The 8916-nt window shown below is 69.0% G+C and carries 13 protein-coding genes; 9 read left to right on the forward strand and 4 right to left on the reverse strand.

The genetic code is table 11. The features are described 5' to 3' along the window. Positions 1-181: 181 nt before the first annotated feature. The 3 genes from ACR9Y5_RS10095 (at position 182) to ACR9Y5_RS10105 (ending at position 1662) form a co-directional block, all read left to right on the forward strand. Positions 182-529 (forward strand): VOC family protein, encoded by a 348-nt coding sequence (locus tag ACR9Y5_RS10095; RefSeq protein WP_481297837.1) that lies wholly within the window; start codon positions 182-184, stop codon positions 527-529. Further along, the gene (locus ACR9Y5_RS10100; RefSeq protein WP_481297838.1) at positions 526-1005 is read left to right on the forward strand and encodes a MarR family winged helix-turn-helix transcriptional regulator; all 480 of its coding nucleotides are present in this window, start codon (positions 526-528) and stop codon (positions 1003-1005) included. The genes ACR9Y5_RS10095 and ACR9Y5_RS10100 overlap by 4 nt, the downstream gene beginning before the upstream one ends. Before the next feature lie 213 nt (positions 1006-1218). Then, positions 1219-1662, forward strand: coding sequence for a VOC family protein (locus ACR9Y5_RS10105; protein WP_481297839.1), 444 nt, complete (start codon positions 1219-1221; stop codon positions 1660-1662). A gap of 8 nt (positions 1663-1670) precedes the next feature. Here the strand turns inward: ACR9Y5_RS10105 and ACR9Y5_RS10110 are convergent, their stop codons facing one another. From ACR9Y5_RS10110 to ACR9Y5_RS10120, 3 genes are all read right to left on the reverse strand, one after another. Beyond that, a complete protein-coding gene (locus ACR9Y5_RS10110; RefSeq protein WP_481299551.1) occupies positions 1671-2081 on the reverse strand; it encodes a DUF6855 family protein in 411 nt (136 codons plus the stop codon). Positions 2082-2130: 49 nt separating this feature from the next. After that, positions 2131-2949, reverse strand: coding sequence for a G1 family glutamic endopeptidase (locus tag ACR9Y5_RS10115; RefSeq protein ID WP_481297840.1), 819 nt, complete (start codon positions 2947-2949; stop codon positions 2131-2133). Positions 2950-3053: 104 nt separating this feature from the next. Then, positions 3054-3722, reverse strand: a complete 669-nt coding sequence (locus ACR9Y5_RS10120) for a GAP family protein (protein ID WP_481297841.1) — start codon at positions 3720-3722, stop codon at positions 3054-3056. Between the two features lie 158 nt (positions 3723-3880). Here ACR9Y5_RS10120 and ACR9Y5_RS10125 point away from each other — a divergent pair, with 158 nt between their 5' ends. Further along, positions 3881-4516, forward strand: a complete 636-nt coding sequence (locus ACR9Y5_RS10125; RefSeq protein WP_481297842.1) for an MBL fold metallo-hydrolase — start codon at positions 3881-3883, stop codon at positions 4514-4516. 30 nt (positions 4517-4546) lie between these two features. On the opposite strand, the gene ACR9Y5_RS10130 is transcribed toward ACR9Y5_RS10125, so the two are convergent. Continuing rightward, complete coding sequence (locus ACR9Y5_RS10130; RefSeq protein WP_481297843.1) at positions 4547-5482, reverse strand: S1C family serine protease; 936 nt, start codon at positions 5480-5482, stop codon at positions 4547-4549. 127 nt (positions 5483-5609) lie between these two features. Between ACR9Y5_RS10130 and ACR9Y5_RS10135 the strand changes: the two genes are divergently transcribed. The 5 genes from ACR9Y5_RS10135 to ACR9Y5_RS10155 all read left to right on the forward strand — a co-directional run bounded on the left by ACR9Y5_RS10135 (position 5610) and on the right by ACR9Y5_RS10155 (position 8875). Further along, positions 5610-6341, forward strand: a complete 732-nt coding sequence (locus tag ACR9Y5_RS10135; RefSeq protein ID WP_481297844.1) for a flavodoxin family protein — start codon at positions 5610-5612, stop codon at positions 6339-6341. A gap of 134 nt (positions 6342-6475) precedes the next feature. After that, the gene (locus tag ACR9Y5_RS10140) at positions 6476-6787 is read left to right on the forward strand and encodes a putative quinol monooxygenase (RefSeq protein ID WP_481297845.1); all 312 of its coding nucleotides are present in this window, start codon (positions 6476-6478) and stop codon (positions 6785-6787) included. A 51-nt stretch (positions 6788-6838) separates the two neighbouring features. Continuing rightward, positions 6839-7372, forward strand: coding sequence for a P-loop nucleotide/nucleoside kinase family protein (locus ACR9Y5_RS10145; protein WP_481297846.1), 534 nt, complete (start codon positions 6839-6841; stop codon positions 7370-7372). A 261-nt stretch (positions 7373-7633) separates the two neighbouring features. Further along, the gene (locus ACR9Y5_RS10150; RefSeq protein ID WP_481297847.1) at positions 7634-8542 is read left to right on the forward strand and encodes an alpha/beta fold hydrolase; all 909 of its coding nucleotides are present in this window, start codon (positions 7634-7636) and stop codon (positions 8540-8542) included. 63 nt (positions 8543-8605) lie between these two features. After that, complete coding sequence (locus ACR9Y5_RS10155; RefSeq protein ID WP_481297848.1) at positions 8606-8875, forward strand: hypothetical protein; 270 nt, start codon at positions 8606-8608, stop codon at positions 8873-8875. Positions 8876-8916 lie beyond the last annotated feature (41 nt).

Below are 8916 nucleotides of genomic sequence, written 5' to 3' on the forward strand. Positions count from 1 at the left end.
TCGACGGAGATCCGCGCTCCATCGTCGGAGATCCGCGGCGATTCGCCCGAGAACTCCATCCAGAGAGCCTTGCGTCGGAGATTTCGGCCCCGTTCTCCGACGATAGAACCACGTCGAAAAGTGGCCGACCCGTGCGAGGCACCCTATTGACAGGTCCCTGTCAAATCGAGACGATGGACGCGTGACCACCACCTCGTTGCACCGCATCGTCCTCTCGTCCTCGTCCCTTTCCGACGCCCTCGCCCTGTACGGGGGAGTGCTCGCACTGGAGGTCGAGCGCACGACCGACGGATTCGCCTGGTTGCGCAGCGCGGACGGCGTGGAGCTGATGGTCCACGAACGCCCCGCGACCGCCTCCGACGCGGCCGTGGCCCTCACTTTCGCGGTGACCGACCTCGATGAGGTCGTCGCGCGGTGGACGCAGACCGGGGGAGCGGTGGTCGATCCTCCGGCTCAGCAACCGTGGGGCGAGCGGATGGCCGTGGTGCGCGACAGCGACGGCCACCTCGTCTGCCTGGTCGAGAAGTGACGGAGCGGGCTCCGGCGGGTGATGGTTCAGCGCGACGGCTGACGGAGCTCGTCGACGAAGTGTTCCGTCTCACCGACGAGCTGACCCGTGCGGGCGACGAGATCGTGGCCGGGGAAGGGCTCACCGCCGCCCGCTGGCTCACCCTGGGCGCCGTCGCCCACGGACCGCTCAGCGTCGCCGCGATCGCGCGCCGTCGCGGACTGCGCCGCCAGTCGGCCGCCGAGAGCGTCGCCGCCCTCGAGCGCTCGGGTCTCGTCGTCCGCGCCCCCGACCCGGCGGACGCGCGTGCTCCCGTGGTCACCCTCACGGCGGAGGGGCGAGCGGCGCTCGACCGCATCCGCCCCGTCCGCCTGGCCTGGGCCGAACGCACCGCGGCGCCCTTCGACCCGGACGAGCTCGCCGCCGCCGCCGCGCTCGCGCGCCGGCTCCGCACGAACCTCGTTCACGCCCGCGGCAGCGCGCCCGACCGTGACTGACCACGCGCATCCGTCGTCGATCATCGGAGATCCGTGACCGATCGTCGGAGATTTCAGCAATTACGCGCGCGAACTCCATCCACAGCGCGCTGCGTCGGAGATTTCGGCACCATTCTCCGACGGTAGGGTGAGCGGACATCTCCGAGCGCCGGCCACCACGAGCCACCGACACACAGCCACCGACACACCGACACCCACCACCCGAGGAGCAGGATGCCCATCCGACTCGACAACGTCGGCATCGCCGTCAGCGACATCGACGCGACCATCGCCTTCTTCACCGACCTCGGCCTCACCCTCGTCGGCCGGGACACCGTGAGCGGCGAGTGGGCGGACACGGCGGTCGGGCTCGACGGCAACCACGCCAAGATCGCCGTGCTGCAGACGCCCGACGGCCACGGCCGGATCGAGCTGTTCGAGTACCTCCACCCGGATGCGATCGTGACGCCCCCGACGCTCGCCAACGAGATCGGGATGCACCGCGTCGCCTTCTCCGTGGACGACATCGATGAGTCGCTCGCGATCGCCGCGAGGCACGGTTTCGTTCCCGTGCGCGGCGTGGCGAACTACCAGGACGTGTACAAGCTCACCTACCTGCGCGGTCCTGACGGCTTCCTGCTGATGCTCGCCCAGGCGCTCGGGCCCGCGTCGGACTGACCGAGCCCTCACGGCCGGGGCAGCGCCCGCGCCTTGTTGTTGCGGGCGTCGTGCGTGAGCTCGATGAGGCCCAGCTGCTCCAGCAGCGGCGGAAGGTACATCCCGAAGCGTCCGCGGTAGCCTTTCCGGAGCCCGTACCATCCGCCCACCGGGTTGTCGGGATCGCGACCCCACGCCTCGATGGTGCCGGGCGCGGCCGGCTTGTTCTCGTCGGCCGCGCCGAGCGCCACCCAGTCGTCCTGCTCCCGCAGCCAAGCCGCCAGGTCGTCGATCGCGCTTGCCCGGTAGGTGAGCCGGGTGGAGCCGACCTGGCAGACGAGCACGGGCGGGTCTGTGGAGTCGTCGCGCCACATCGTGTACTCGGAAGTACCCGGTGCCGTCGTGAGCCTCCACGGATTCTCGCGGCCGGCCGCATCCATGTCGCTCACTTCCCGTCCGGGTCGTTCGCCGGTGAGCCGGGACGGGATGTCATCGCCCTCTCACGACCTTGAACGCGTAATCCGTCAGCGCATACGGCGTGGCCAGCACCGTCGCGCCGTCGGTCATCGTGATCGCCTGACCGGAGAGCAGCGACTGGTGGCCCGCCGAGTTGTAGGCGCTGATCTCGTCGAAGTAGACCGTCCCGAATCCGGCGAGCGTCTGCCCGGGCCGGAGGACTCCATCCCTCGTCACCCCCGCATCCACCGTGACGGCCGGAGGGAACCCCGTGTCCACGCTGACACTCATCGTCTGGCCGGTCGTCTCGTTCGTGAGGAAGTACGCCGCCGTGCCCGCCGCGTTCGTGTTCAGGCAGAGGGATGCGCTGATCACGTCGCCCGGGCGCACCCCGAGCCCGATCGTTCCCACGCCCTGCGCCCAGAGCGAGCAGGTCACCGTCTGCGCCGCGTTCACCGTCAGCTGCGTGTGCACGTCGAGGAAGCCGAGACCCGCGAAGACGTGGAGGCTGTTGATGCCGAACGGGTCCGGGTCGAACCGCAGGTCGGGCACCGTCCAGGTGACGAAGAGGGATGTGAAGGGACCGGCGCTGCTGGTGAGCGAGTAGCCGCAGGAGTCGACCGGATCCGGTCCGAGCGCCGGGGCTGAACCCGACGGCGGGGGAGCGGGCTCGATCACCAGCGGCTTCAGGTGCTCGAAGTCGCGGTAGCTCTCGGCTTTCCGCTCCCACAGTGCGGCCAGATCGGGCTCGGACCCGCGGTCCGGCCGGCGGGGCAGTCCGTGCCGGGCCAGCTCCTGCGGTGCCGCGTCGAAGGGGTCGAAGCCCGCCGGCGCCGGGTCGTGCAGGTGCACGCGCGCGGTCCTCGGTTCGCTGTGGTCGTCCATCTCTGCCCCGCTCTCTCGAACGGCCACAAGGTACTCCCCGGTGGTCGCCGGCGGGCAGACACCAGTCGGCGTCAGAACCGGGTGAGGCCGTTCCCGATGATGACGGTGCCGATCACGGCCGCGACGACGATCGCGATGGTGGTGTCGTTGCGGAGCAGCCAGCGCTGGCTGGCTGCCAGCGCCGGACGGGCTTTGTCCGGCCGGATCAGCGCGAACAGGGCGGGCGTGGCGACGGAGCTGGCGCCGATCACCACGTACACGGCGATGGCGATGACATCCTGCGACACCGGGAGCTGCGCCGGGCCGATGACCAGTCCCGCCGCGATGGCGAGCAGGACGGACTTCGGCCGGATGTTGAGCGCGAAGCCCAGCCCCAGTGCCGGCAGCGTGCGCATCCGGCCGAGGGCCACCATCCAGCGGGGGAGCGACTCGCGTTCCGCCGCCTGCGGGTGGCGGCGCACCTCGATGATCGCGTAGACGAGCAGGGCGACGCCGACCAGGATCTCCACGACGCCGACGATCGGTTGCGGTCCGCTCGGGGTGTTCGCCGGGAGGGCGTGCAGGAAGATCGCGAAGACCGACGTGATGACGACCAGCCCGACCACGAACCCGACGACGAAGAGGGTGGGCACCAGCGGCCGCGACGACTCCAGCAGCAGCACGAGAACGGCGAGGATCGGGACGGAGCTCAGCGCGACCGCGACAGCCAGCGGCAGAAGCTGTCCGATGACGCTCAGCATGCGACCCCTCCTCGCCGCTGAGGCTACGGCAGCCGCGCCGTCCGCCGACAGGCCCCTCCATCGAGTCCTCACTTAATGCACGGCGACGCGGCGTGTCGCGTGCACTCAGTGAGGACTCGATTTCTGGAGGGGAGGGGGTGGGTGGGTACAGTGAGCGCATGACCGCGATTGTGAGCGTCAGGGCCGTCGGCGTCGGCAGCCTGCTTGTGGGAGAGGATGAGCGGCTGCCGGTGCTCGTCCACCTCATCGATCACCCCGACGGGACCATCGTGGTCGACACCGGGCTGACCGCCCTGCATCCTGCCGTCGCCGACATGGACCCTCGGCTGGAGCCTCTGAACCGGCATTCGGACGTCGATCTCGACAGCATCACCGCCGTCGTCAACACGCACCTGCACTTCGACCACTGCGGCGGGAACCACCTCTTCTCAGGCCGCCCGATCTATGTGCAGCGGGCGGAACTCGAGGACGCGCGTACCCAGGACGACTACACGATCCGGGAGTGGGTGGATGCTCCCGGCGTCGACTACGTGCCGGTCGACGGCGAACGGGAGCTGCTTCCCGGCATCCGGCTCGTGCCGGCGCCCGGGCACACCCGGGGCTCGCAGATCGTGGTGGTGGAGGCGGGGGAGCGTCCCATCGTCATCGCCGGCGACACCGCCGTGTGGGGCGGCCAGCTCGACGACCCGGAGACCGAGGGCCAGCTCCTCATCCGCTCCCTCGACCCGCAGCAGGTCTGGCTCTCGCACGCCGAAGAGCCGTGGACCCCCCAGCCGGGCACCGCCCGGCATTAGTGCGGAAGCACCAGGCGAACGCCGGACCGGTCACGCCTCCGCGAGCTCAGTGGGCTCGACGACCGCGTCGACGAGGGCGCCGTTGCGCCAGACGGTCAGCTCCAGGCGGCGGCCGATGGTGCTGGCGATCATCAGGCGTTGCAGGTCCGCCACGGAGTGGATCGGCGTCCGGTCGAGGGAGATCAGCACGTCGCCGGGCCGGACGCCGGAGAGATCCGCGGGGCTGTCGGGCACGACCGTCATGACCTGGATGCCGGTGCGGGCGCCGGCCTTGCGCGCGACCGCCTCCTGGAGCGCGATCTCCGCGCCCGCGATGCCGAGCCAGCCGCGGCGCACGCGCCCCTCGCGCATGAGGGTGGCCAGGATCTGCCTGCTCGTCGCGTTGACGGGTACGGCGAGACCCAGGCCGGTTCCGGCGACGGCGGTGTTCACGCCGATCATGCGGGCCGAGCTGTCGGCCAGCGCGCCGCCGCTGTTGCCGGGGTTGAGGGCGGCATCCGTCTGGATCACCTCGTCGACCACCCGTCCTGCGCGGGTCGGCAGCGAGCGGCCGAGCGCGGACACGATCCCGGCCGTCACGCTTCCCGCCAGCCCGAACGGATTGCCGACCGCGACGACGAGCTGACCGACCTGGAGCGCGGCGGCATCACCCAGCTCCACCGGAGGCGGCGTGGATGCGTCGGCCTTCAGGATGGCGAGATCGGAGAGCGGGTCCCTGCCGACGACCTGCGCCCGGACCCGGGTTCCGTCCCCGAACGCCAGGTCGACGCTCGTCGCACCCTCCACCACGTGCGCGCTGGTCAGGAGGTGCCCCTCGGCGGAGACGACGGTCGCACTGCCGAGGCCCACACCTCGTGCCGTGCGCGCGGTGACAGCGGCGACGGCCGGGCTGACCGCGGCGGCGACACGCACGACGACCTCGGAGTACGCGTCCAGGGCGGCGCCATCGGCATCGGAATTCGACATGAGACGAGTGTGCGCGCCTGGAGCCGACGCCGGGGGAGCGTTCGCCAGCGGCTTACTGCGTCGGGCCGCCAGCGGCCCGATAGCGATCGGCCAGCCCGTCAGCGTGCATCCCGCGTTACCGTGAGCCATGGCATCCTCAGCGACCGACTTCGGCGATCTGCGCGCACTCTTCATCAATACGACCCTCACCCGGTCCCCGGGCCGCAGTCACACGCAGTCGCTGGTCGATGCGAGCGCGTCGATCATGGCTGGGCAGGGGGTGCACGTGGATCAGTTCCGATCCGTCGACCACCCGATCGCCACCGGCGTCTACCCGGACATGCGCGAGCACGGGTGGGAGGTGGATGCGTGGCCGGAGCTCTTCTCTCGCGTACTGTCGGCGGACATCCTGGTGATCGCGGGGCCGATCTGGCTCGGAGACAACAGCAGCGAGACGAAGAAGATCATCGAGCGCCTCTACGCGCATTCCGGCGAGCTGAACGAGAAGGGCCAGTGGCTCTTCTACGGCCGGACGGGTGGCTGCCTCATCACGGGCAACGAGGACGGCATCAAGCATTGCGCGTCCAACGTGCTGTACAGCCTGCAGCACATCGGCTTCGCGGTGCCGCCGCAGGCGGACGCAGGCTGGATCGGCGAGGCCGGCCCCGGCCCCAGCTACGGGGACGACCTCGGCGACGGCCGACGTGTGGGGTTCGACAACGAATTCACCAACCGGAACACGACCTTCCTCACCTGGAACCTCCTCCACCTGGCCCGTCTTCTGAAGGACGCCGGCGGCTTCCCCGACTACGGCAACCAGCGCCGCGAGTGGGACGCCGGAACGCGGTTCGACTTCCCGAATCCCGAATACCGGTCGTAAGGCCGACGCGACCGCGCGTGCGCCCGGCCAGGTGTCAGATAGGAATGGCAGACGCGCTGGGCGAGGGGTAGCGTCCGCCCTGACGCCTTCACCATTCGGATGACGGGACGTCCCGACCCGCTAGGGAGAATGACATGGAACTCAAGCTCGGCGTTCTGGCGCTGCTCGAAGCGAAGCCCGACAAAGCGGGGGAGCTGAAGGAATTCCTGATCGGAGGCAGAACCGTGGTCGACCAGGAGCCCGGAACCCGCACCTGGTACGCCTTCCAGATCGACGCCACGCATTTCGGCATCTTCGACACGTTCGGCGACGAGGATGCGCGGCAAGCGCACCTCAACGGAGAAATTCCGAAGGCGCTCGGGGAGGTCGGCCCGGACCTGCTGGCGAAGGACCCTGAGCTGGACACCGTCGATCTGCTCGCGGTCAAGCACGAGAATGGCGACTGAGCCGCGTCCGAGGCACCGCCCGTCGTCAGGCGCGTGGAGGTGACACTCGGGATGCCGAGCCCGATCTCCGATCCGGGCGATGCGGTTCACCCGCCGGATGTGATCGTCTTGTGCGGCCTGCCCGGCTCTGGCAAGACGACCTTCGCGCGTGAGTTGGAGCAGGAGACGGGCGCAGTGCGCTTCAGCACGGACGAGTGGATGGCAGATCTCGGTCTCGACTACTTCGACGCCGTCCGCGACGGGCTGCAGGCCCGTCTCGACAGGTTGTGGCGACAGCTGGTCGAACACCGAGTCAGCGTCATCCTCGAGGACGGAAGCTGGAAGCGTGTGGAACGCGACGAGATCCGCCGCTTCGCGAAGGCGCACCGGGCCAGAGTCGAGCTCCACTACTTCGATGTCCCACTGGACGTCCTGCGGAGCCGGCTCGACGCTCGCAATGCGTCCCCAGCCCATGGCGAGGTCCCGATCAGCAGGCAGGTCCTCGAGGGGAGCGTGCACCGGTTCGAAGCGCCCGAACCTGCTGAGATGGCTGTGTTCGACGCGTGCATCGTGCACGATGCATCCGGTGCTCGCAAGAGAACGTGAGTGTCCTCTTTGGGGCGGTGTCCTGCTCCCGGCACATCCTGCATCCATTGCTCTTCTCGCGCCCGGGAGATGTCTTCGGGGACCAGCTGTTCGATCGGCACGATCAGCGGAGCGTCCGTCGTGGTTCGGGATCGACGTCGTCTCGATCAATCCGGTGCCCGGGGGCTTCTCATCCGGTCGGGGTGAGGCGGCTCCGGCTCCGGACCCGTAGTTTGCAGGTCAGTGGTGGCGGGGGGAGCGGCCAGAGGACAGGAGCAGACCATGGCGAAGAATCCGGAGAAGGCCAGCTATCGGCATCGGGGTCGCCTGACGCCGACGCATCCCGCTTCGACGCTTTCCGAGAAGTGGACGATGGTCGACGGCGTCGACGTCTTCTATCGCGAGTCCCCGAACCCGCCACCCGATGCGCCTGTGATGACGCACGTGCATGGTTTCGGTCTCTCCGGTCGCTATCTCCTCCCGACCGCTGAACGGCTGGCGGAGGAATTCCACACGTACGTCCCCGACCTGCCGGGCTTCGGGCGCAGCGCCAAGCCGAAGAAGGCACTCGACGTGCCTGGCCTCGCCCATGCGGCGGCGCGGTTCCTGGACGACCGCGGTGTCGAGCGGACCAGCCTCGTCGGCAACTCGATGGGTTGTCCGGTCATCCTCGAGTTCGCACACCACTATCCCGACCGCGTCGACCGCGCAGTCCTCGTATCGCCCGCTGGGGGTCTGAACAACCAGCCCCTCCGCCGGGCGGTGAGCCAGCTCGCGGTGGACGGCCGGCGTGAGCCACGGAGGATGATCACGGTGGCGACACCGGACTACCTCCGGTTCGGTGTGCCCAGCACCATCAAGATGTTCAAAGCGCTCACTCAGTACCCTTCGCTCGAGCGCTTGTTCGCGCTGCGGATCCCGACGTTGGTGGTCATCGGGGAGAAGGATCCGCTGCTGCCCGGCCGGGACCGGGTGCAGGAGGTGGCGGATAAGACCGATAGCCACGTTCTGGTCGTCTTCATCGAGGGTGCCGCTCACGCGATCAACTTCAGTCATCCGGGGGAGCTGGCGAACGTCATCCGTCTCTTCATGGCGGACAAGCCGATCGTCGACGACCCCGACTCGCCGGGTCTCACCCGGGCTTTCGAGGTGCACCGGGGGATCCATCATCCCCGGGCAGCCGGCGGCTAGGGGACCGCACAAACCGGGGAGACGAGCTCTCGTAGACATTCGAACGTATGTTCTAATAGGGGAGTGACGCGCCCGAAGCCGATTCGCTATGACAGGGACACCTGGCTGGTGATGCGCGACGACGCCGTCGTGCCGAAGGCCGTGATCCGACGCTACACAGATAAACGCGGCCAGGATCAGTACCTGGTGATCCGATGGGACTTGGATCCGTCGAAGAGGCGACTTATGGCAGTCTGCCAATCGCTCGAACGCGCCGACGATCTCGTCCGGTACGAGAACAACGTCTCGCACGGATACTGGGACGGGCCGCCCAACCCGCATCCGAGCGGATGAACCGCGACGCGGGTGCGTTGGGGAGGGCTGCTGGCCTTCGC

The sequence above is a fragment of the Leifsonia sp. KNZ13-11D genome (genome assembly GCF_056754895.1).